The 21,385-nt window shown below is 38.0% G+C and carries 21 protein-coding genes; 10 read left to right on the forward strand and 11 right to left on the reverse strand.

Annotated features, from left to right (window positions below; all coding sequences use genetic code 11):
• Positions 1 to 41: 41 nt before the first annotated feature.
• From O0931_RS11130 to O0931_RS11140, 3 genes are read left to right on the forward strand one after another with little or no spacing between them, the layout of a single operon-like run.
• Positions 42 to 308, forward strand: a complete 267-nt coding sequence (locus O0931_RS11130) for a YtxH domain-containing protein (protein ID WP_269415653.1) — start codon at positions 42 to 44, stop codon at positions 306 to 308.
• 51 nt (positions 309 to 359) lie between these two features.
• The gene (locus tag O0931_RS11135; protein ID WP_269415654.1) at positions 360 to 740 is read left to right on the forward strand and encodes a phage holin family protein; all 381 of its coding nucleotides are present in this window, start codon (positions 360 to 362) and stop codon (positions 738 to 740) included.
• Entirely contained in the window at positions 724 to 1,164 is a 441-nt protein-coding gene (locus O0931_RS11140) for a hypothetical protein (RefSeq protein ID WP_269415655.1), read from the forward strand. The genes O0931_RS11135 and O0931_RS11140 overlap by 17 nt, the downstream gene beginning before the upstream one ends.
• A gap of 148 nt (positions 1,165 to 1,312) precedes the next feature.
• Here the strand turns inward: O0931_RS11140 and aspS are convergent, their stop codons facing one another.
• Both aspS and O0931_RS11150 read right to left on the reverse strand, forming a co-directional pair.
• A complete protein-coding gene (aspS, locus tag O0931_RS11145; RefSeq protein WP_269415656.1) occupies positions 1,313 to 3,058 on the reverse strand; it encodes an aspartate--tRNA ligase in 1,746 nt (581 codons plus the stop codon).
• 113 nt (positions 3,059 to 3,171) lie between these two features.
• Positions 3,172 to 3,576: a hypothetical protein gene (locus tag O0931_RS11150; RefSeq protein ID WP_269415657.1), complete on the reverse strand. Its 405-nt coding sequence runs from the start codon at positions 3,574 to 3,576 to the stop codon at positions 3,172 to 3,174.
• Between the two features lie 207 nt (positions 3,577 to 3,783).
• Between O0931_RS11150 and O0931_RS11155 the strand changes: the two genes are divergently transcribed.
• The 5 genes from O0931_RS11155 to O0931_RS11175 all read left to right on the forward strand — a co-directional run bounded on the left by O0931_RS11155 (position 3,784) and on the right by O0931_RS11175 (position 7,785).
• Positions 3,784 to 4,293, forward strand: coding sequence for an RNA polymerase sigma factor (locus O0931_RS11155; protein ID WP_428982693.1), 510 nt, complete (start codon positions 3,784 to 3,786; stop codon positions 4,291 to 4,293).
• Positions 4,286 to 4,831 carry a hypothetical protein gene (locus O0931_RS11160; protein ID WP_269415659.1) on the forward strand — a complete coding sequence of 182 codons (546 nt, stop codon included), beginning with the start codon at positions 4,286 to 4,288 and terminating at the stop codon, positions 4,829 to 4,831. The genes O0931_RS11155 and O0931_RS11160 overlap by 8 nt, the downstream gene beginning before the upstream one ends.
• A gap of 173 nt (positions 4,832 to 5,004) precedes the next feature.
• Positions 5,005 to 6,294: a hypothetical protein gene (locus O0931_RS11165; RefSeq protein WP_269415660.1), complete on the forward strand. Its 1,290-nt coding sequence runs from the start codon at positions 5,005 to 5,007 to the stop codon at positions 6,292 to 6,294.
• A gap of 74 nt (positions 6,295 to 6,368) precedes the next feature.
• On the forward strand, positions 6,369 to 6,926 hold the full coding sequence (locus O0931_RS11170) for a TlpA family protein disulfide reductase (RefSeq protein ID WP_269415661.1): 558 nt from the start codon (positions 6,369 to 6,371) through the stop codon (positions 6,924 to 6,926).
• 79 nt (positions 6,927 to 7,005) lie between these two features.
• Entirely contained in the window at positions 7,006 to 7,785 is a 780-nt protein-coding gene (locus O0931_RS11175; RefSeq protein ID WP_269415662.1) for a TerC family protein, read from the forward strand.
• On the opposite strand, the gene O0931_RS11180 is transcribed toward O0931_RS11175, so the two are convergent.
• Complete coding sequence (locus O0931_RS11180) at positions 7,782 to 8,672, reverse strand: bestrophin family protein (protein ID WP_269415663.1); 891 nt, start codon at positions 8,670 to 8,672, stop codon at positions 7,782 to 7,784. The genes O0931_RS11175 and O0931_RS11180 overlap by 4 nt on opposite strands.
• Positions 8,673 to 8,804: 132 nt before the next feature.
• On the opposite strand from O0931_RS11180, the gene O0931_RS11185 reads away from it, so the two are divergent.
• Positions 8,805 to 10,328, forward strand: a complete 1,524-nt coding sequence (locus O0931_RS11185; protein ID WP_269415664.1) for an MFS transporter — start codon at positions 8,805 to 8,807, stop codon at positions 10,326 to 10,328.
• Between the two features lie 3 nt (positions 10,329 to 10,331).
• On the forward strand, positions 10,332 to 10,580 hold the full coding sequence (locus O0931_RS11190) for a DUF6814 family protein (protein ID WP_269415665.1): 249 nt from the start codon (positions 10,332 to 10,334) through the stop codon (positions 10,578 to 10,580).
• Between the two features lie 79 nt (positions 10,581 to 10,659).
• Here O0931_RS11190 and O0931_RS11195 read toward each other — a convergent pair whose 3' ends face one another.
• The 8 genes from O0931_RS11195 to O0931_RS11230 form a co-directional block, all read right to left on the reverse strand.
• Positions 10,660 to 11,844 (reverse strand): class I SAM-dependent rRNA methyltransferase, encoded by a 1,185-nt coding sequence (locus tag O0931_RS11195; RefSeq protein ID WP_269415666.1) that lies wholly within the window; start codon positions 11,842 to 11,844, stop codon positions 10,660 to 10,662.
• An 80-nt stretch (positions 11,845 to 11,924) separates the two neighbouring features.
• Positions 11,925 to 12,941 (reverse strand): LacI family DNA-binding transcriptional regulator, encoded by a 1,017-nt coding sequence (locus tag O0931_RS11200; protein WP_269415667.1) that lies wholly within the window; start codon positions 12,939 to 12,941, stop codon positions 11,925 to 11,927.
• 199 nt (positions 12,942 to 13,140) lie between these two features.
• Entirely contained in the window at positions 13,141 to 14,766 is a 1,626-nt protein-coding gene (locus O0931_RS11205; RefSeq protein WP_269415668.1) for an NADP-dependent glyceraldehyde-3-phosphate dehydrogenase, read from the reverse strand.
• 102 nt (positions 14,767 to 14,868) lie between these two features.
• Positions 14,869 to 16,239 (reverse strand): MFS transporter, encoded by a 1,371-nt coding sequence (locus O0931_RS11210; RefSeq protein WP_269415669.1) that lies wholly within the window; start codon positions 16,237 to 16,239, stop codon positions 14,869 to 14,871.
• Between the two features lie 20 nt (positions 16,240 to 16,259).
• Entirely contained in the window at positions 16,260 to 16,922 is a 663-nt protein-coding gene (locus O0931_RS11215; RefSeq protein ID WP_269415670.1) for a bifunctional 4-hydroxy-2-oxoglutarate aldolase/2-dehydro-3-deoxy-phosphogluconate aldolase, read from the reverse strand.
• On the reverse strand, positions 16,919 to 17,968 hold the full coding sequence (locus tag O0931_RS11220; protein WP_269415671.1) for a sugar kinase: 1,050 nt from the start codon (positions 17,966 to 17,968) through the stop codon (positions 16,919 to 16,921). Before O0931_RS11220 ends, O0931_RS11215 begins: the two co-directional genes overlap by 4 nt.
• Before the next feature lie 256 nt (positions 17,969 to 18,224).
• Positions 18,225 to 19,625 (reverse strand): glucuronate isomerase, encoded by a 1,401-nt coding sequence (uxaC, locus tag O0931_RS11225; RefSeq protein ID WP_269415672.1) that lies wholly within the window; start codon positions 19,623 to 19,625, stop codon positions 18,225 to 18,227.
• A gap of 112 nt (positions 19,626 to 19,737) precedes the next feature.
• Positions 19,738 to 21,384: a UxaA family hydrolase gene (locus O0931_RS11230; RefSeq protein WP_269415673.1), complete on the reverse strand. Its 1,647-nt coding sequence runs from the start codon at positions 21,382 to 21,384 to the stop codon at positions 19,738 to 19,740.
• Position 21,385 lies beyond the last annotated feature (1 nt).

Raw genomic sequence — 21,385 nt, forward strand, 5'->3', positions numbered from 1 at the left:
CATCGTTATTTGTAAATGTTAAACCCTTAAAATACATTATTATGAATGATAATTCAAAAGTTATAGTTGCCCTTTTGGCGGGATTAGCTGCAGGAGCTGCGCTAGGAATTTTATTTGCGCCTGAAAAAGGTGAAGAAACACGTGATAAATTAAGTCAATCGTTGAAAGATTTAGGTGATTCGATTAAAGATAAAGCTGCTGATGAAATCAATAATTTATCGAATTTAAAAGATAAAGTCGTTAGCTCAATCAAAACGAAATTGAGAAGTGTTGAAGAAGAATATAGCGACGACGTAGAACACGCATAAAAATAAATAATAACCGGTTGTTTAGACGACGCGTTAAACCTCATCTGAATTATGCAGGAAAACAAAGATAAAAGTATTGAAGATCTGATAGATGACGCAAAAGGCTTTTTAGAAGCCAGGGTTGAACATACCCGACTCCACCTTGTAGAAAAAGGCTCAAAAATTTTTGCAGATTTAGTTACAAATACTTTTGTAATTGTATGCTTTATATTAGCCTTTTTATTCGGCTCTGTAACACTTGCGCTTTATCTGTCAGATGTTCTGAATAGTTATGCAGGTGGATTTGGTTGTGTATCTTTAATTTATATTTTATTAGCGGTAATTGTGTACTTAACTAAAGATAAGTATATAGAGAAAGCTATCATAAATATTGCAATTAGAAAATATTTTGACAAACTTGCAGATAAGGAGGAAGATGATGAGAAGTTATAAAGACATCAGAAATCTTGAAGATCTTCAAGCCAAGAAAATTGAACTGAAAGTAGAATATATCCTTAAGCAAAATAAGCTAAAGGCAGATACTAAAAACTTTTTTCACCAGTTTACTTTAGGTTCGTTAATTAAAAAGTACGCCACGCCCGGCAATCTTTTTAAAGTAGATGATAAATTAAATTTAAGTGGAACAGCAATGTCTTTGCTACTGCCGATGTTTATGAATAAAACTTTATTCAGAGGCGCAGGATTTTTAACAAAGGCGGCTGTCGGGTTAATTTCTGGTAAGGTTGGAAAATCTTTAGATGCAGAACACCTATCTGCTATATTTAACTCTGTTAAAGGCTTCTTTACCAAGAAAAAGGATAAAAAAGATAAAAAATTTATTGATTATGGTATTCCACCAGACAGTGAGACCTATTAGTTCATTGGTCAACGGTTCATTCTTTAGGATGCCCAGATAAGGAGTGCTTAAAATATAAAGCCACTTAGCAAAATGCTAAGTGGCTTTTTTGTGTTTATCTTTTGCTATTTGTAACCAATAAACAAATGCCTAATGAACCATTTAACAACTATAAATCCGTTTTAATTTTAAGTTCTTTTAGCTGCTTTTCGTCAATTGTACTAGGACTATCAATCATTACATCTCTTCCTGAATTATTTTTAGGGAAAGCAATTACATCACGAATTGAATCCAGGCCTGCAAAAATTGACGTTAGGCGGTCGAAACCAAAAGCAATACCGCCATGAGGAGGTGCGCCGAACTCAAAAGCATCCATTAAGAACCCAAATTGTTTTTGAGCTTCTTCTGTACTGAAACCTAAATGTTTAAACATTAAAGCTTGTAACGCTCTATCGTGGATACGGATAGAACCACCACCAATCTCTGTTCCGTTAATCACCATATCGTATGCATTAGCACGAACGTTTTTAGGATCTGTATCCAGCAAAGCAATATCTTCCGGTTTTGGAGAAGTAAAGGGATGGTGCATTGCATGGTAACGTTCAGTTTCCTCATCCCACTCCAAGAGCGGAAAATCTAATACCCAAAGCGCAGAGAAAGTATTTTTATCACGTAAACCTAAACGATTGCCCATTTCTAACCGAAGTTCGTTTAACTGCTTACGCACCTTATCGGTTGAACCGGCAAGCACTAAAATTAAATCGCCTTTTTCTGTTGCAAAAGCTTCACTCCATTGTTTTAAATCTTCTTCATTAAAAAATTTATCTACAGAAGATTTAATTGTTCCATCTTCATTATGACGGGCATAAATTAAGCCTGTAGCACCAATTTGCGGGCGTTTAACAAAATCAGTTAGCTCATCTAATTGTTTACGGGTATAACTGGCTGCACCTTTTGCATTAATACCTACAACCAGTTCAGCGCCATCGAAAACAGGGAAACCTTTGCCTTTTACCAAATCATTAAGTTCTACAAACTGCATTGCAAAACGGGTATCAGGTTTATCCGATCCGTATAAACGCATCGCATCTGCATATTGCATACGAGGAACTTCCGGCAAATCGTAATTGCGGACTTCTTTAAATAAAGTGCGGATTAAACCTTCAAATGTATTTAGAATATCCTCCTGTTCGATGAAAGACATTTCACAATCTATCTGTGTAAACTCAGGCTGGCGATCTGCTCTTAAATCTTCATCTCTGAAACATTTTACAATCTGGAAGTACCTGTCGAAGCCAGACACCATAAGCAATTGCTTAAAGGTTTGCGGTGATTGAGGCAGTGCGTAAAACTCACCGGCATTCATACGGCTAGGCACAACAAAATCACGTGCACCTTCTGGCGTAGATTTAATTAAAACCGGAGTTTCTACTTCGATAAAATCTAACGCATCTAAATAACGGCGAACCGATTGAGCCATTTTATGGCGCAAAACCAGGTTATTACGAACCGGATTACGGCGCAAATCCAGGTAACGGTATTTCATGCGTAATTCATCACCGCCATCTGTTTCATCGTCAATTAAGAATGGTGGTAACTTTGCAGCGTTAAGCACTTCTAATGCAGAAATTTTAATTTCCACATCACCGGTTGACATTTTTGGATTTTTGTTGCTACGCTCTACAACGGTACCAGTCGCCTTAATTACAAACTCGCGTCCTAAAGTACGTGCAGCTTCGCAAAGTGCACGATTATCATCCATGTTAAAAACCAATTGAGTAATACCATAACGATCGCGAATGTCTATAAAAGTCATCCCGCCCAAATCTCTTGATTTTTGTACCCAACCACACAGGGTTACACTGTCGCCTAAATTTTCAAGGCTTAATGCACCGCAAGTTACTGTTCTTAACATATTTGTAATTCTAAATTAAGCGGCAAAAATACCGATTTTGTTTTAAAGTTTGGCAGGGAAGATTTAAGGAAATTTTTTAATAGAGGCCCTGTATTAAAAAGGACTTGAAACCTTTAGTATTTTTCCTCCAGAACCACTTCTACCGCGATAACTTTCCATTCATTATCGATATTTTTCCAGTGAAAAATTTCTTCTGTTTGAATGGTTTGCTTTTTAGATAACAGCAATAACTTCGACCTGATAATTATCGATTTGCGGGCAATTTTCTCTGTAAAAACTTCGTTTTCGAAAGAAGATTTTATGCGATAATGACTGGTTTCCATTCGCTTTATTCTTCTGAAATACCTTTCTATATCATTGGAATAGTCTTTTTTATCTAATTTTATTCCATCAGCCCGGGTATATGTAAAAGATTCATCAAAAATTGATGTATAGGTCGTTGCATCCCTACTTTCTAAAGCGGCATTGGCTTTTTTGTGAAGTTCGTTAATTGCAGAAATTATTAAATCGGTTTCCATAGCATGAAGTTAATTCTTTGTTTCAGGTTTTCAAATTTATGATGATAAGGTTACCTGATTTCCACAGAACAAACTTAGTTTATCTATTCAGAACTTTTTTTCTACCTTGATGCAACGTTTTAAAATCCCTTATGTCTTATAATCAGAATATTCAAAATTTTGGAAGCTGTTTACGTCGATAAAAACCTGGAACTTGTACAAGAATGCATGCGTGGCAGCAGAGCAGCACAGTTTGAATTGTATAAACTGTATGCTAAAGCGATGTACAATGTTGCGCTGCGCATTTTAAATTATGAGGAAGAGGCTGAAGATGTTTTACAGGAAGCATTTTTAGATGCATTTACCAGAATTGTTGATTTCAGGCAGGAAACGACTTTCGGACTTTGGCTAAAACAGATTGTGATAAACAAGTCTATTAATTACCTCCGCAAACGCAAATTTGAGTTTGTGGGTACTGATGAGGTTTCGGAAGTTCCTGATGAAGTTAGTGCAGATGAATATGAAGTGCAATTGCAGGCTGACGAAATCAGAAAAGCCATAACACAATTGCCCGATGGTTACCGGGTGGTTTTGAGTTTGTACCTTTTAGAAGGCTACGATCACGAAGAAATCGCACACATTTTAAAAATAAGTGAAAATACAAGCCGCACACAATATATGCGGGCAAAAAAGAAGTTAAAGAATATTTTAGAACAGAAAGGGATGAGAGATGAATAACAGATTAGAAACCTTCGTTAAAGAAAATCGGAAAGATTTCGATGTTTTTGAACCGTCGGCAAGCCTTTGGGCAAAAATTGAACTGGAATTAGATGCCAGGCAAACGATAGAAAAAAAGAATCAAAAAAAGCCGGTAAAGCTGTATTTATGGATGAGTGCAGCGGCAGCTATCGTAGTTGTTTTCAGTTTAGTTTGGCTGTACGCAGGAAGATCTCGAAATCACGATTTAGAAATCGCTGACGTTAACGCCGCAGCAGCAAAAAAAGAAATTCAGTTTGCAAGCTTAATTACAGAGAAGAGAGATAGCCTTGCAATTTTTGCTTCAGCAAATCCTGATTTGTATAAAAAGTTTACGGATGATTTAAAGAAACTGGATGAAGATTATGAAAGGCTAAAAGCTGAGTTGCCAACTACACCAAATCAGGTTTTCGTGGTGAAGGCGATGGTAAAAAACCGCGAAATTCAGTTAAACTTATTAAAACAACAATTATTAATTATTAACCAGGTAGACGATTATAAAAAAGTTAATCAGATATAGGTTAAAGGTAAAAGCTTCAAGAATAAAGCACAATCAAAATTGGCTACATCGCCTTGATACTTGATACTTAATACCTGACACCAAATTAATACCATTAACATGCGCTCACCACATTTATAGGCCTGAATCGGTCGGCAGGTTTAGGACATATAAATGTTTAACAATTAAAACAAATGAAAACAATAAAATTATTATTAGCCTTTATGGCTTTCATCGCCGTAAAAACGAATGCCCAACAAGGTGTTTTGGTCAGTAGTCCTGCAGAAACTTATGCAGTTAATAGTGCAACGAGTACAAGAGTTAATTCAGTTGTAACAAGTTCAAATGATATTCAATCAGGTAGTGATGCAGAACGCTCCAAGAATTTCAGCAAAACATTTAGTGTAGATAATGGCGATAAAATTAGCCTTAACAATCAATATGGTTCTATGGTAATTAAAACCTGGGACAGAAAAGAAGTTAAAGTAGATGTAGAAATTAAAGCCTACAGCAATTCTGACAAAGATGTTCAAAAATTAATTGATGAGGTGAGCATTGATGCGAATAAAACCGGGGATCTGGTTTCTGTTAAAACAAATATGAACGATGGAAACGGAAATTACGGAAGAAAATCGAGAAACGGCGTTACTACCTGGAGACGGGAAATTAAAGTAAATTACGTAGTTTACATGCCTGCCGCAAATGCTTTAACAGCACAGCAGCAATATGGAAGTATAGACCTTGGCGATTTTTCAGGCCCTACTTCATTAAAAGTTCAGTATGGAAATTTAACCGCCGGAAATTTAAGTAGCACCAATAACTACCTTTATGTTGAATACGGGAAAATGACGGTACAGAGTTTAAATACGGCAGTTGTTAAACATGAATATGGTGGTGGGATTAGTATTGGCTCAGTTGGCACCTTACAATTAGATGCAGAATATGTTCCGGTTAATGTTAACACGATTTCAAAATCAGCCAATATTAAAATTCAATATGGTGCAGGTTTAACTGTAGGTTCAATTGGTGGTAATTTGTTATTGAACAGTGAATATGCTAAGGTTAATATCAACAGTATTAAAGGAAACACTGTAATTAAACAAAGTTATAGTAGTTTAACACTCGCAAGCGTCGGTAAACTTTCATTAAAAACTGAATATACAAATGTAACGCTCGGAAGTCTGAATGGCGATGCTATAATCGACATGGATTACAACAGGCTGAGTGTAAACGAAATTACCGCTGCGTGTAAGAATTTTAACTTCACAGGTGAATATGCTAGTGTTGGATTAGGTTTCAGTGATAATTATAATGCTAACTTTAATATTTCTACAACTTATGCCGGTTTCAAGTATGGTTCTAATGTAACATCTAAACTGGTTAGCGATGATGATGAAAATAAAAGATATACCGGAAAAATTGGGAACGGTGGTTCGTCGACTCTTAGTTTGAAAACCGAATATGGCGCAGTAACTTTTAAATAAGCATTTAAACCAAACAGATAATAAATTTAAGTCCTGCCATCTATTTGGCAGGACTTTTTTATATTTAACCTGCAATGAAAATTCACATTTTTACTTTTTTCCTTTTTTCATCCACACTAGCCCGCGCCCAAACAGCCCCTGTAAAATGGGCCACTCAGGAAACTTTTTTTGAAGATTTAGTTGGACAGGACTTACCTGATTTTAAAGGCGAGACTTTAGCCGGAAAACCTTTTTCTAAACAAAACCTAAAAAATCAAATCGTGCTGGTTAATTTCTGGTTTGAAGAATGCCCGCCCTGCATCAAAGAAATCCCCGAACTTAATAAGTTTGTTGATAGATATAAAAATGAACAAATCCGGTTCATTGCCATTACCTATGATGAGCCGAAGAAAGCAGAAAAGTTTAGCAAAAAGATTGGCTATAAATATGAGGTAATCTTTTTATCACGCGATGAAATCAGGAAGCTAAATATTAATCACGGTTATCCTTCTAATATTTTAGTGGGGCATGATGGTAAAATAATTAAAGCAATAAGCTCCGTTTCGTTCAGTGATGAACTACCTGCTGTAAAGGCGCAAACCATAGATTTTGAGGCGAAACTTAAAGCTGAAATTTTAAAGGTAAGCAAATAATTATTTAAACTAAAGCAGATAAAATGTGTTGAGTAATTCAAACAGCTTTTTATATCTTCGCCTTATCAGATAAATAAATATGGATTTTTTAAGTACACCGGAAGCCTGGATTTCATTAATAACACTTACTGTTCTGGAAATCGTTTTAGGCATTGATAATATTGTTTTTATCTCTATCCTTTCAGGAAAACTTCCGGCAAATCAGCAAAAGAAAGCAAGGCAACTGGGATTAGGTTTAGCCATGATTACAAGGGTGTTGCTACTATTATCACTAGCCTGGATCATGACCCTTACTTCGCCGTTGTTTAATATCGGGAGTTGGATTGGCATAAATAGCGGCGAATGGTTTGAAAAATTAGCCATATCCGGCCGTGATTTAATTTTGATAGGCGGAGGGTTATTTCTGATTTATAAAAGCACGCATGAGATACACGACAGATTGGAAGGCGAAGAAGATGAGGAGGGAAAAACCAAACCAATTTCTTTTTGGGCAACAATTATCCAGATTCTGCTTCTTGATGTTGTTTTCTCTTTAGATTCTGTAATCACGGCGGTCGGAATGGCAGAACACATCGAAATTATGATTGCTGCGGTAGTTATTGCTGTTATTATTATGTTATTTTCATCAGGTGCTATCAGTGCTTTTGTTAACGATCATCCAACGGTTAAAATGCTGGCCCTATCCTTTTTATTGTTAATAGGCGTTTCATTGCTGGCTGAAGGTTTAGACCAACATATACCTAAAGGTTATGTTTATTTCGCAATGGCATTTTCCGTACTGGTAGAAATGCTTAACCTGAAAATGAAAAAGAATAGTAAAAAACCGATTAAATTAAGAAACACACCTAAGAAAAATTAAAGAATATACTCATCATTTATTGGCTTAACAGGTTCAGGGATTTCTTCCTCTTCAAGCATTTGCAGCAAATTAATTTCAATTGTTCTGGTAATTTGATTAAGCGGCACACCTGCCGAATTATTTTCGAATGGGTTAATCAGGCTCATGCCGTTTATCTGAGTAGAAACGAATACAAAACCAATCATCCAGCCTAAGAAAATCGACGCAACACCTGCTGATTGGCTGATAACCAAAGTAAACGACACAACAAAAAGCCAGATAAAAACTTTAGTTAAGTAGGTATATGTTGTTGGGAAAATCGTATTTTTTATTCTTTCACTCATACCCATTGAATCAGAGAACCGAGTTAACATTTCATTTATTTCCATAAACCTGAAACCATCAATAGCATTAGATTTTGATAGCTTTTGCAGGTCCCTTGATTGAATATTTAAAAGCGCATTATGAGCATTATTATGCTTCTCAATTTCTTTTAAATCTTCCTCCGTCAGGTACTTGATGTAGATTTCATCAACGGCGCCACGCAGGTTTGCCTTTAAAGCATATAGAAACGCAATATGCCTGTAAACCATTTTCTTTACGGTAGGATCGTCGTCATCTACATAATTAATTAACGCTCTGGCAAAAGATCTGGAGTCGTTAACTAAAGCGCCCCAAATTTTCCGTGCTTCCCACCACCTGTCGTAGGCTTGGTTATTATTGAAACCTATAAAAAAAGCAATTGCAGTTCCTAAAACGGTTGGTATAATTGATGGGATTTCGAAATGGTGTGCAATCAAATATGCCCTGACCAGGTAAGCAGCGGTACAGGATGCAATCATGATTAAATCGACTTGCCATGTATTTCTTAAAATTCTTGATAGTCTGATGTTCTGTATTAAAAGCATAAATTTATTTTTCGTATGAAAATACAAAACTAAAGGAGAAATGTTTCACTTGTAGAAATTAAATTTGCATGACCAGCAGTTATCGTTTTGTTGCTTAAATGTTTATCTTAGAAAGCCAAATAGCCTATCCTTATGAATGAAACATTACCGCAGCATAATATTTTTAAAGTTATCGGTGCCTCGTCTTTAGGCACGCTGATAGAATGGTACGATTTCTACATTTTCGGAAGTTTAGCCGTAATTATCGGTCATCAGTTATTTCCTGAAGACGCAGGTGCTTCAGCGCTTATAAATACACTGGCCATTTTTGCCGCAGGTTTTATTGTTCGCCCTTTTGGGGCTTTAGTTTTTGGCAGGCTTGGCGATTTAATCGGAAGAAAATATACCTTTTTATTAACGCTGGTTTTAATGGGTGGTTCTACTTTTTTAATCGGTTTAATTCCGTCTTATAAAACTATCGGTTATGCCGCGCCCATTTTAGTTTTAATTTTACGATTGATACAGGGATTAGCACTTGGTGGCGAATATGGCGGTGCAGCAACTTATGTTGCTGAACATGCGCCAAAAAACAGACGGGGCTTTTTTACCAGCTGGATTCAAACGACAGCAACACTTGGTTTATTTCTTTCCCTTGGGATAATTGTAATTACGAAAAACATTTTAGGCGCCGAAACTTTTGGCGATTGGGGTTGGCGAATCCCTTTCTTACTTTCCATCGTTTTGGTTGGGGTTTCCATTTACATCCGAATGAAAATGCACGAATCACCGCTGTTTTCTAAACTGAAGTCGGAAGGAAAAGTATCTAAAAACCCGTTAAAAGAAAGTTTTAACAATAAGGCTAATTTTAAAATGGTTTTGTTAGCATTATTTGGTGCAACAATGGGGCAAGGCGTAATCTGGTATACCGGTCAGTTTTACGCGCAATCTTTTTTAGAAAACACCTGCAAACTCGATTTTAATGACTCCCGTTACATTTTACTCTGGGGCATTGCTTTTGCAACACCGTTTTTTGTTGTCTTCGGTGCCTGGAGCGATAAAGTTGGTCGCAAATGGATTATGCTTACAGGAATGCTCTTAGGAATAATCTTTTATCGGCCTATTTATCAAACCTTTTTAAATGATACGAGTGAGGAAAAGTTTGCTAAAAACGACTTGGTTTCAAAGCTACAGGGTTCAGCCATACTTACTCCAATTCCGAACACAAACGATACCTTAAGAATAGTAGAAACGAAATTTTCGTTTAAAGACGGCTCCGGATATACTAAAGTAACTACCGATACCGTTTCGCTGTCTAAAGTCTTTTTGCATGGAAATGATGTATTAAAAAGCAAAATTTTACCTCAATCAATTTTCTGGAAATTTGTAGGCCTGGTGTTTTTTCAGATTTTATTAGTCACGATGGTTTACGGCCCAATTGCCGCTTTTCTGGTTGAGCTTTTTCCAACAAAAATCCGCTATACATCAATGTCCTTACCTTATCATATCGGCAATGGCGTATTTGGTGGTTTAGTCCCATTTATTGCAACATTAATTGCAAGTTTTTCAGGATCTACACCGCTATCCGGGCTTTGGTATCCGATAGGGATAGCTGCGCTGAGTCTGGTTATCGGAACGGTTTATTTATCAAACAAAAGAGATGAAAATATTAACGATTAAAATATGAATGCGTTAAAGAAATTTTTAGGTTTAGTCTGGATGATTTTAGGCCCGGTTGCAATGACTTTTTTATTTATCCAGGCGATAGATAAAGTTAGTTTGGCACATACAGAGGTGGAAAGAACAAATACCCTGTTGCAATGGGCGATTATCCTTTTTATCTTCTTCCCGATTAGTTTAGGCTTAATGATTTTCGGCTTTTACGCCTGGAAGGGTGAATATGAAAACCTTGAAAATTCGCAAAAGGTTTAAAGATTTGGCTTGCCACGGAAGCACGGATTAACAGGAAGTTTTTTTTCTGTGAATTCGTATTTCCGTGCTAATGGACTTTTTACAAAACCCTCAACAATAAACCTTTCAAATACTCCCCTTCGGAAAAGGAAATCCTCACCGGGTGATCTTCGGGCTGGCAGAATTGTTTGATTACCTGAACTTCTTTACCGGCATCAAGTGCGGCCCAGGCAATAATTTGTTTAAAGGTTTCAATATCAACCGCGCCTGAACAAGAGAATGTAGCAAGCAAACCGCCTTTTTCCAGCAGCAGCATACCTAAACGGTTTAAGTCTTTATACGCTCTTGCGGCTCTGTCTAAAGCCGAACGTGACGGGGCGTATTTTGGCGGGTCTAAAACGATCACATCAAACAATTCTCCTGATTCTTTAAAAGCCCGCAACTGCTTGTTCACATCAGACTGTATTGCGGTTACTTTAGCAACATCAAAATTGTTAAGCTCAACATTCTGCTTTAAAGTGTCTACCGCTAATGCCGAACTATCTACACTGGTAATACTTGCGGCGCCGTTGGCCAAACTATTTAAACTGAAACCGCCACTATAACTGAAGCAATCTAAAACGTTTTTACCTTTTGTATAGCTGGCCAGAATTTTTCGGTTATCGCGTTGGTCGCAATAAAACCCTGATTTTTGTCCTTCGGCGATGTTAATATTGTAGGCAATTCCGTTTTCTTTAACTTCTAAAAACTCTGGCGGATTTTCACCCCAAAGCAAGCCGTTTTCAATAGGTAAGCCTTCATGTCCACGAGCTGTAGCATCGCTTTTATCGAATATCCCCTTCGGGTTTAATTCTGTTCTTAAACCTTCTACGATATCCGTTTTTACTTTCTCAATCCCGGAACTTAATATTTGGAGTGATAAAAAATCAGCGTATTTATCTACAATTAAGCCGGGTAAAAAATCGGCTTCAGAAAAAACCAAACGGCATGTATTGGTTTCTTCCGATAAAATGAACTGACGTGAGGCAATCGCTTGTTTTAAACGATTTTGATACCAGTTTTTATCAATAATTTGCGTTTCATCCCATTCTAAAAGGCGAACAGCAACGCGAGAATTGCTATTAAAATAGCCGTATGCCAGAAATTCATTATCAAAAGCAAATACTTTTACAACATCACCATCTTCCGGTTTTCCCTTAATTTTTTCCAAAGCACCTGAAAATACCCATGGGTGCCTTTGTAATGCTGCTTTTTCTTTGCCCTTTTTTAATATGATATCGACCATGGCGCAAAGGTAATAATTAGTTTTAGTATGGAGATTTGATAATTTCAGCCTGGCTTTTTCGACAATTAAGAAAACGATTTTTAAATTTCCTGCATGGTCACTAACTGCGTATCCAAAACCCTTGTTTCGAATTCCGTGACAGGCCTTTTTGCCTCAATCATAGAAATAAGTAATTCGGTTGCCACCTGCCCAATTTCGAAAGCAGGTTGCTTTACGGAGGTTAACGACGGACTGAAAAGTTCAACGAGGTTTGAGTTTGTAAAGCCGGCGATGGCAATCTTATTTACAATTTCGGGATTGGTCTTTTTTAAAGCCATGATAAAACCTGTTGTAAGCCTATCGGCTGATATAAAAATTCCATCCGGGTTTAAGGGTAGCAGCGCTTTAACAGCTTGCTCCAGCTCATCACTATGCATGCCGCCGTGCTGGCAAAACTTTACCAATTGTGGATTAAAATCAATATGGTGTTTCGCTAATGCCGCTTTATAGCCTTCCAGTCTTTCCTTTGTAGTCGATAAATTTTGTGAGCTGGTAAGGTTTGCAATTGTTCTTTTTCCCGATAAAATAAGGTGCTCGGTTGCATCAAAAGAGCCTTTGAAATTATTTGCTATAACTTTATGTGTGTCGAAATTATCGGGGACTCTATCAAAAAAAACAATTGGTAAGCCCTTTGCATACAAAGCTCTTAAATAATCGACATCCTGTGTTTCCGAGGAAAGCGCAATCAGTAAACCATCAATAGAACGAGAGGCCAGGTGCTCAACGTTAAGCTTTTCCTGCTTATGTGATTCATGGCTTTGAGAAATAATAACATGGTAATCTTTTGCGTAAGCAATAGATTCAATCCCATTTATGACCTGTGAAAAAAAGTTGTTGGCAATTTCGCTTACAATAATGCCGATGGAATAGCTTCTACGTTCTTTTAAACTGCGGGCAATAGGATTAGGGCGATAATTTACCTTTTCTGCATAGGCTAAAACGAGCTTCTTTGTTTCATCACTAATTTCGTACCGATCTCTCAGGGCTCTGGAAACTGTAGAGGTAGAAAGCCCCAGGGCTTTAGCAATATCTTTTATGGTTGACGTTTCAAATCTCATTTCATGAACTTGCTACCAAGTTACAAAAAATATCTTTTTAAGATTGTTGAAAGCGTGTGTATAGATAAACGGCTCCTAAAAAGCCAGCCAAAGATTGGCAGATTTCGACATCTACATTACAAAAAAAGCTTTGACAACTTTTATGCGGTTATAACCAAAAAGCTGTCAAAGCTAAACTTAATGTATTAATCTACTATGGCTAAAAAATATACTTTGTGCTGAGGAAATTCGAATCATCGCCACTCACAATCTCGTTTAATAATTTCTTATTGCTATCCGTAAGTTTGGTAGCGACTAAAGAGCGAATAGAAAAAGAACGTAACGCATCAACAACAGAAAGTGTTCCTTCGGCACTATCTTTTCTTCCTGTAAAAGGGAAAACATCCGGACCACGCTGGCATTGGCAGTTAATATTTACACGACTAACCTGGTTTACCAAAGGGTCAATTAATGAAGATATTACTGCAGCATTGTTACTGAAAATACTTACCTGCTGGCCGTGTGGCGAACCGATTAAATACTCAATAGGTTCTTCCAGATCATCAAACGGAACGACCGGAATAACCGGGCCGAATTGTTCTTCGCGATACAATTTCATATTGGCGTTTACCGGATACATAATTGCCGGATAAACGAATGTTTCCAATGTTTGTCCGCCGTTTTTGTTAACCACTTTAGCGCCATGAGCAATCGCATCATCAATACATTCCTTTAAATATTCTGGTTTATTCAATTCGGGAAGCGGTGTTAATGCAACGCCTTTTTCCCATGGCATACCGAATTTTAATTTTTCCACTTCAGCAGATAAACGTTTTAAAAATTCCTGCGCCAAACTGCGATGCACATAAACAATTTTAATTGCCGTACAACGCTGGCCATTAAAAGAAAGTGAGCCTAAAACAGTTTCAGAAACGGCCAAATTCAAATCAGCATCTTTTGTTATAATGGCCGCATTTTTTGCATCCAAACCTAAAATTGCCCGCAAACGATTTACCTTAGGATGCAGCTTCTTAAGTTCGTTAGCCACCTTACTTGAGCCGATTAAGGTTAATACATTAATTTTCCCTGATTTCATTAATCCCGGAACAATCGTATTTCCGCGGCCGTAAATCGTATTTACAACGCCTTTCGGAAAGCTGGAGCGGAAGGCTTCAAGTAATGGATAATGCAATAAAGTTCCGTGCTTAGGTGGTTTAAATAAAAGTGTATTCCCCATAATTAAGGCCGGGATAAGCGTTGTAAAAGTTTCGTTCAGGGGATAGTTAAAAGGCCCCATACAAAGCACTACGCCAAGCGGTGAACGACGAACCTGGGCAACAATTCCCTGCTCAATTTCGAAGCGGGATGATTGCCTGTCGATATCTTTTAATGCATCAATTGTTGCATAGATGTATTCTACAGTACGGTCAAATTCCTTTACCGAGTCGGCATAAGATTTACCAATTTCCCACATAATTAATTTTGCAACGATATCTTTTTGCTCAATCATTTTATGCGTGAAATTTTCCACGCAGGTAATGCGATCGGCCACACTCATGGTTGGCCATTGTCCGCGACCATTATCATAGGCAGCAACTGCTGCATCTAACGCTTCGGTAGATTCTTTCTCTGTACAAACAGGAAAACTTCCGATGCGTTTTCGCTTTAGTCCATCGGCAGTTTTTACACATACCGGGGAAAATACTTCATTAAAAGGACCGGTCCAGGTTTTCATTTCGCCGTTAGAAAGAAATTCTTTTTGATTGATTTCTTCCTTGAGCCTGAATTCCTCCGGAATCTGGCTTTCATCAACGAAAATACTTTCGAGATTTAAAGTTGTGCTCAATTTGGTTTGTTTTAGGGTTTATAAATATTGTTACTCCATAGTTTAAGTATAGATTTTGGTTTAAATAATTGAAGAACGTTAAAGCAAATCCTTCAATAAATTTTAAAGTTCAATGATCTTCATTTTTGGAACCAATGTTTTCATAATCGTCCATGCAATAATATAGGCAACCGCGCAAAAAGCAAACATTATGGTGTAACCGGTTTGGATGTGCCCGAGTGTTTTGTAGTGATCGAACAAAGCACCACCAACCTTTGATACAATAACACCACCAATACCGCCTGCCATACCACCAATTCCGATAATGGAGCCTATGGCTTTTTTAGGAAACATATCTGATACCGTCGTAAAAATATTAGCCGACCATGCCTGATGTGCAGATGCACCTATTCCGATTAAGACTACTGGAATCCAATACGTATAGTGGCCAAAAGGTTGTGCCAATAAAATAACCAATGGAAACAAAGCTATAACCAGCATAGCCTTCATCCGTCCTTCATATGCATTATAACCCTTTTTAAGAAAATAGGCAGGAAACCAGCCTCCACCAATACTACCGATCATTGTCATGCTATATAAAATCAGCAATGGGAAGGAAATGGAGGTTCCTTCCATTCCATATTGTGCTTTAAGGTAAGACGGCAGCCAGAATAGGAAAAACCACCATACACCATCCGTCATAAACTTACCAAAAGTAAATGCCCAGGTTTGCTTATAACCGAGCAGCTTAATCCAGGAAACTTTTTTAGCCTCTACTTCAGATTCTGATGGAATAATAGCTTTTTGATCCGGATCGAGTAAAATATATTCCAGTTCAGCCTTGGATAAACGTTTTTGCTGCTCTGGTTTTTCATAGAAAATGAACCAGAATATTAACCATAGGAAGCCAATGGCTCCGATGATCATAAATGCGCTTTCCCAGCCCCAGGCTTTAGCAATATACGGCACAGTTGCAGGTGCTAATATGGCGCCCACATTTGCGCCGGAATTAAAAATTCCTGTTGCGAAAGACCGTTCTTTTTTAGGGAAATATTCTGCAGTAGCCTTAATCGCTGCAGGAAAATTACCGGACTCCCCAAAGCCCAAAACCGCTCGTGAAACAATAAAGCCCAAAACGGAAACAGACAGACCTGTAATGCCAATTAGAGCTAAGAGCGATGAAATTGCGCCTCCAAGCGGAATGGCCTTCGCATGCAAGATGGCACCTAACGACCATATAATAATTGCAATTGCGTAACCCCATTTAGTGCCCAGTTTATCGATAATCCTTCCTGCAAATAACATGGAAATGGCGTAAACAAATTGAAATGCGGCAGTAATATTGGCATAGTCGCTGTTTGTCCAGCCGAATTCCGTTTCAAGCTTACCTGAAAGTAAGCTCAATACCTGGCGGTCTAAATAATTAACTGTAGTTGCAAAAAACAAGAGTGCACATATCGTCCACCTGTATTTGCCTATTTTTGGTTGGTTCATTTGGTTAGGTTGCTTTTCTTTTATTTACTCTGCTGAATCAAATCAAGCGCTCGTTTGGTGTTATCTAAAAGTTCATCATACAGGCCTTTGCTCATTACTTCTTTGCTGATTAATTTACTACCCATACCAACCGCACAAACACCCGATTTAAACCAGTTTTTAAGGTTGTCAGAATTAATTTCTACACCACCTGTTGGCATAAATAATTGTCCGGCGAACAAATCTTTAATTGATGAAATAAATTCAGGGCCCAAAATATTTGCCGGAAAAATTTTAATCAACATTGCTTTATGTTCTTGCGCGATGCTAATTTCAGTCGGCGTCATACAGCCCGGAATCCAGAGCATGCCGATTTTATTTGCAATTTCTGCAACAGCAGGGTTTACGATTGGTGCAACAATAAAATCGGTTCCGGCTTCGATAAATGCATGCGCATCGGCAGGTGTTTTTATGGTACCGATACCTAAGTATAAATCCGGCATTTCAGCATCGCGAACTTCTTTTAACTTCCTGAAGTTTGGCAATGCAGATTTACCTCTGTTCGTATACTCAAAAACACGAACACCAGCTTTATATAAAGTACGAAGTATTTCCACACTTCCTTTCTCGCTATCCTGGTAAAAAAGAGGCAACATGCCCTGATCTAAAATCGCGTCTAAAATTTTATGCTTATTGCTTATCATCTGATTATTCTTTTTTCTATATCGGTAACTGTACTTGTTGTTGCATCGCTGGGAATGTATAATTTATCATAGGCTGCTGCGGTGGCAAAGTTTAAGGTTTCTTCTTCAGTAAAATTATTATAAAAACCATAAATTAAACCCGCCATAAAGCAATCACCACTACCTACTTTATCTAGAATCTCTTCTGAAATATATTCCGGAGAAACAGTTAAATGTGTATTTGTGTAAAGCGTAGTGTAATATTTAATGCCTTTTCCATTGTCGAATCTGAAGGTGTTTGCTACGGCCTTACAGGCGCTAAACAAACTTAATATTTCTTTGGAGGTATCAGCAGCCTGCTGCAGTAAGGTTTCTTTTGTGTAGCCCTCTGCCGGTTTTAAATCATCGTGAAGTGCTGTACCGAGCATTTTATTTGCCGCCCAAACATTGCCCATAATCAAGGTGCAGTATTCAGCAAGTTCAGGTAAAATTTCTATCGGATCTTTACCATATTTCCAGAGTTTTGCACGGTAGTTTAAATCTAAAGAAATGGTGATGTTTTTTGAACTCGCTACTTTTAATGCTTCCAGGCAAACATTGGCAACAGACTGATTAATTGCCGGGCAAATGGCGCTGAAATGAAACCAGCTTACACCTTCAAAAATTTCATCCCAGTCTATCTGGCCAACTTTTAAATCCGCATAAGATGAGTTCGCCCTGTCGTAAATAACACCTGCATTTTTTAAATCTTTACCTTTTGGCAGATAGTATAAACCCAAGCGATCACCTCCGTAAACCATTGAGCTGGTATCTACATTTTTTTTATTCAGGTAACCGGCAATTTCTTCGGTAACCGAATTTTGCGGCATGGCTGATAAATAGGAAGAAGGCACATCCCAAAGCGCCAAAGCAGTTGCAACATTTAATTCAGCCCCACCAACATAAAAGGGCAACTTATTTTCTTGTAACCATTGGCCATCCATGTCCGGACAAATGCGCAGCAGAATTTCGCCAAAGCTTAAAACTTTTTTTCTTTTTTTAAATGTAGATGAAATTGGATTACTCATTTATTGTGTTTAGTTATAAGACTGTAATTCCGTTATATGTCCCATTACTTTCTTTGTTTTTTTGGTCAGTGAGGATACAGATCATTATCTTTTCCTTTGTATTTCATTCTGTGGGTACACAGACTGAGGAGATAGAAATATCTGTTTACTCATTTATATCAGGTTAGCCGGTTAAGCTATTGTTACCCTGGTCTGTGTCTTCACAGGCCATTATCTTTTCTTTATATTTCGTTCTGTGAAGACACAAACCGAGGAATTAGAATTTAAAGTAGTTTTTTGCGTTAAAATACGAAATATCCTGTATTATTTTGCCAATCCATTCCAGGTCGTCAGGTAATTCCCCGTTCTCCACATCATTACCGAAAAGGTTGCAAACTATTCTTCTGAAATACTCATGACGAGGGAAGGAAAGAAAACTTCTTGAATCGGTAAGCATGCCAACCAAACGACTTAAAAGGCCCATATTTGATAAGGCATTCAACTGTTTTATCATACCATCTTTCTGGTCTAAAAACCACCAGGCTGAACCAAACTGTACTTTACCGGCAACTGAACCGTCGTTAAAATTTCCAATCATGGTTGCGATTAATTCATTATCAGCAGGATTCAGGTTATAGATAATCGTTTTTGCCAGTTTATCCTGATTATCTAAGCGGTTTAAGAATTTGGAAAGCATTCTGGCCTGGCTAAAATCGCCAATAGAATCCCAGCCTGTATCAGGACCTAATTGCCTCAACATACGGGCATTGTTATTCCGCAAAGCACCTAAATGATATTGTTGAACCCAACTTTTCTCATGATCCCATTCTGCAAAGCAGATTAACATTGCCGATTTAAACTGTAAGTTTTCGTGATAAGAGATGCCTGCTTTATTTCTGATTTTCTCGAATATTGAATTAATTTCAGCATCGGTATAATCTTCAGCATAAATTTGTTCCAAACCATGATCAGATACGGAACAGCCGTTTGCTGCAAAATAATCGTGGCGACTTTTTAAAGCGTCGAGGTAATCCTGAAAACTGCTGATTGTTTTGTTGGCAACAGCTTCCAGTTTATCAATATAGTCGTTTAATCCATCAATATCATCGCTGTTCATTGCTTTATCCGGGCGGAATGCAGGCAACATTTTAAGGCTTACGCCTTCCCCGGCCAATTGTTGATGGAAGTTTAAACTATCCAAAGGATCATCTGTAGTACAAACGGCTTCAACATTCATTTTAGCCAATAAACCCCGAACTGAATATGCCGGAGTTTGAAGCTTTGAAGAACATTCATCGTAAATTTTTTGAGCGGATTTGCCGGAAAGCAACTCGCTGATTCCGAAATATCTTTGCAGCTCTAAATGCGTCCAGTGGTATAACGGATTACGAAGTGTGTATGGTACGGTTTCGGCCCACTTTTCAAATTTCTCGTAATCCGAAGCGTTACCGGTTATAAATTTTTCATCAACACCATTCGCACGCATTGCCCGCCATTTGTAATGATCACCGGAAAGCCAAACCTGACTGATGTTTGAGAATTGCACATTATTTGCAATTTGCTCCGGAATCAGGTGATTGTGGTAATCGATAATTGGCATCAACTTCGCAAAATCATGGTAAAGCTTTTGCGCTGTTTTAGTTTCCAGGAGGAAATTTTCGTCTAAAAAAGGTTTCATTTAAGGGGTGTTGTATTTAAGACAGTTGCCATAATATTTTATACTCAATCGTCTTTGCTCTGTTAATTATAATGGTCTGTGAGACTCATATTTTATCGTCATTGCGGGTTGGCTACAAACTTACCCCGCGTTTCCAAGGAATAAAATCATCCTGGTTTAACAAAACTGCTTTGGGAATTACTTCTCCGCTTGCTGCTTTAATACAATATTCCAAAATATCCTCACCCATCTGCTCTATGGTTTTTAAACCTTCTATAACGGGACCACAATTGATATCGATAATATCACCCATACGTTTTGTAAGCGCATTATTTGTAGATACCTTAATTGTCGGGCAAACCGGGTTTCCTGTTGGTGTACCCAAGCCTGTCGTAAACAAAATTAAAGTTGCACCTGAGGCTGCTTTCCCTGTCGTGGCTTCAACATCATTACCTGGTGTACAAACCAAATTTAAACCAGGTTTGGTTGCCGGTTCTGTATAGTCTAAAACATCTTCAACCGGCGATGTACCTCCTTTTTTTGCGGCACCTGTACTTTTAATTGCATCGGTGATTAAGCCATCTTTAATGTTTCCTGGTGAAGGATTCATAAAAAAACCTGAACCAACATTTTCTGCCTGTTGGTTGTAAGATGTCATGAGCTGAATAAATTTACGGGCGGCAGTTTCATCTTTCGTACGATCGATTAATTGTTGTTCCGCACCACAAAGTTCAGGGAATTCAGCCAGTAAAACCGTTCCGCCTAAAGCAACTAATAAATCGGAAGTATAGCCAACCGCAGGGTTAGCACTGATGCCACTAAAGCCATCGCTTCCGCCACATTTTACACCTAAAACCAATTTACTTAATGGCGCGGGCTGGCGTTCTATTTTATTGATTTCGGTTAAGCCAATGAAAGTTTTTCTAATGGCTTCCTTAACCAGCTGTTCTTCGCTTTGCGATTGCTGCTGTTCAAAAATAAATAAGGGCTTATCGAAATGGGGACTACGTTGTTTTAAATCATCTATGAAATCCTGAACCTGTAGATTCTGGCAGCCTAAACTTAAAACAGTAATACCGGCAACATTTGGATGGTCGGCATAAGCGGCTAATAATTTGCTTAAAACGGCCGCATCCTGACGAGTACCCCCACAGCCACCCTGATGGTTTAAGAATTTAATGCCGTCCACATTTTTAAAGATGCGGTTTGTTACCGGATTGGCTTGCGCAATTGAACTGGTATCGGCTTCCTCCAGGTTTTCGCCATTTTTATAGGCATCAACCAATTGATGCGTGTAAGACTTGTATTTATCAGTTACGGCGTAACCTAATTCATTGTGTAACGCTTCACGAATTACATCTAAATTGCGGTTTTCGCAAAACACTGTTGGTATAAATAACCAGTAATTCGCCGTTCCTACCCGGCCATCACTCCGGATATATCCGTTAAAGGTTCTACCTTCAAACTTCGCCACATCAGGGGCATGCCACTCGTATTGATAAGGGCGAAATTCAAAAGGTTCTGAAGCGTGTTTAGTATTTTCGGTATGCATTAACGCGCCCTTTAATATAAAATGCTGTGCTTTCCCCACCAAAACACCATACATCATTATCGGGTCGCCGGGATTCATATCCTGCATAAAAAATTTGTGCTTTGCATGAATGTCGTCTTGCAAAGTGTATTCGTGCCCGTCGTAGATAACTGTTTCGCCTTTAGCTAAATCTTGTAAGGCAACCAACACGTTGTCATTCGGGTGAATTTTTAAAATTCTTGTAACCATC

Source organism: Pedobacter rhodius, from assembly GCF_027213645.1.
In the GTDB taxonomy this organism is placed as follows: Bacteria; Bacteroidota; Bacteroidia; order Sphingobacteriales; family Sphingobacteriaceae; genus Pedobacter; species Pedobacter rhodius.

Coding starts and splice junctions, on each gene's coding strand:
- O0931_RS11130 (WP_269415653.1), top strand. CDS start 42: ATGAATGATAATTCAAAAGTTATAGTTGCCCTTTTGGCGGGATTAGCT.
- O0931_RS11135 (WP_269415654.1), top strand. CDS start 360: ATGCAGGAAAACAAAGATAAAAGTATTGAAGATCTGATAGATGACGCA.
- O0931_RS11140 (WP_269415655.1), top strand. CDS start 724: ATGATGAGAAGTTATAAAGACATCAGAAATCTTGAAGATCTTCAAGCC.
- aspS (WP_269415656.1), bottom strand. CDS start 3,058: ATGTTAAGAACAGTAACTTGCGGTGCATTAAGCCTTGAAAATTTAGGC.
- O0931_RS11150 (WP_269415657.1), bottom strand. CDS start 3,576: ATGGAAACCGATTTAATAATTTCTGCAATTAACGAACTTCACAAAAAA.
- O0931_RS11155 (WP_428982693.1), top strand. CDS start 3,784: ATGCGTGGCAGCAGAGCAGCACAGTTTGAATTGTATAAACTGTATGCT.
- O0931_RS11160 (WP_269415659.1), top strand. CDS start 4,286: ATGAATAACAGATTAGAAACCTTCGTTAAAGAAAATCGGAAAGATTTC.
- O0931_RS11165 (WP_269415660.1), top strand. CDS start 5,005: ATGAAAACAATAAAATTATTATTAGCCTTTATGGCTTTCATCGCCGTA.
- O0931_RS11170 (WP_269415661.1), top strand. CDS start 6,369: ATGAAAATTCACATTTTTACTTTTTTCCTTTTTTCATCCACACTAGCC.
- O0931_RS11175 (WP_269415662.1), top strand. CDS start 7,006: ATGGATTTTTTAAGTACACCGGAAGCCTGGATTTCATTAATAACACTT.
- O0931_RS11180 (WP_269415663.1), bottom strand. CDS start 8,672: ATGCTTTTAATACAGAACATCAGACTATCAAGAATTTTAAGAAATACA.
- O0931_RS11185 (WP_269415664.1), top strand. CDS start 8,805: ATGAATGAAACATTACCGCAGCATAATATTTTTAAAGTTATCGGTGCC.
- O0931_RS11190 (WP_269415665.1), top strand. CDS start 10,332: ATGAATGCGTTAAAGAAATTTTTAGGTTTAGTCTGGATGATTTTAGGC.
- O0931_RS11195 (WP_269415666.1), bottom strand. CDS start 11,844: ATGGTCGATATCATATTAAAAAAGGGCAAAGAAAAAGCAGCATTACAA.
- O0931_RS11200 (WP_269415667.1), bottom strand. CDS start 12,941: ATGAGATTTGAAACGTCAACCATAAAAGATATTGCTAAAGCCCTGGGG.
- O0931_RS11210 (WP_269415669.1), bottom strand. CDS start 16,239: ATGAACCAACCAAAAATAGGCAAATACAGGTGGACGATATGTGCACTC.
- O0931_RS11215 (WP_269415670.1), bottom strand. CDS start 16,922: ATGATAAGCAATAAGCATAAAATTTTAGACGCGATTTTAGATCAGGGC.
- O0931_RS11220 (WP_269415671.1), bottom strand. CDS start 17,968: ATGAGTAATCCAATTTCATCTACATTTAAAAAAAGAAAAAAAGTTTTA.
- uxaC (WP_269415672.1), bottom strand. CDS start 19,625: ATGAAACCTTTTTTAGACGAAAATTTCCTCCTGGAAACTAAAACAGCG.
- O0931_RS11230 (WP_269415673.1), bottom strand. CDS start 21,384: ATGGTTACAAGAATTTTAAAAATTCACCCGAATGACAACGTGTTGGTT.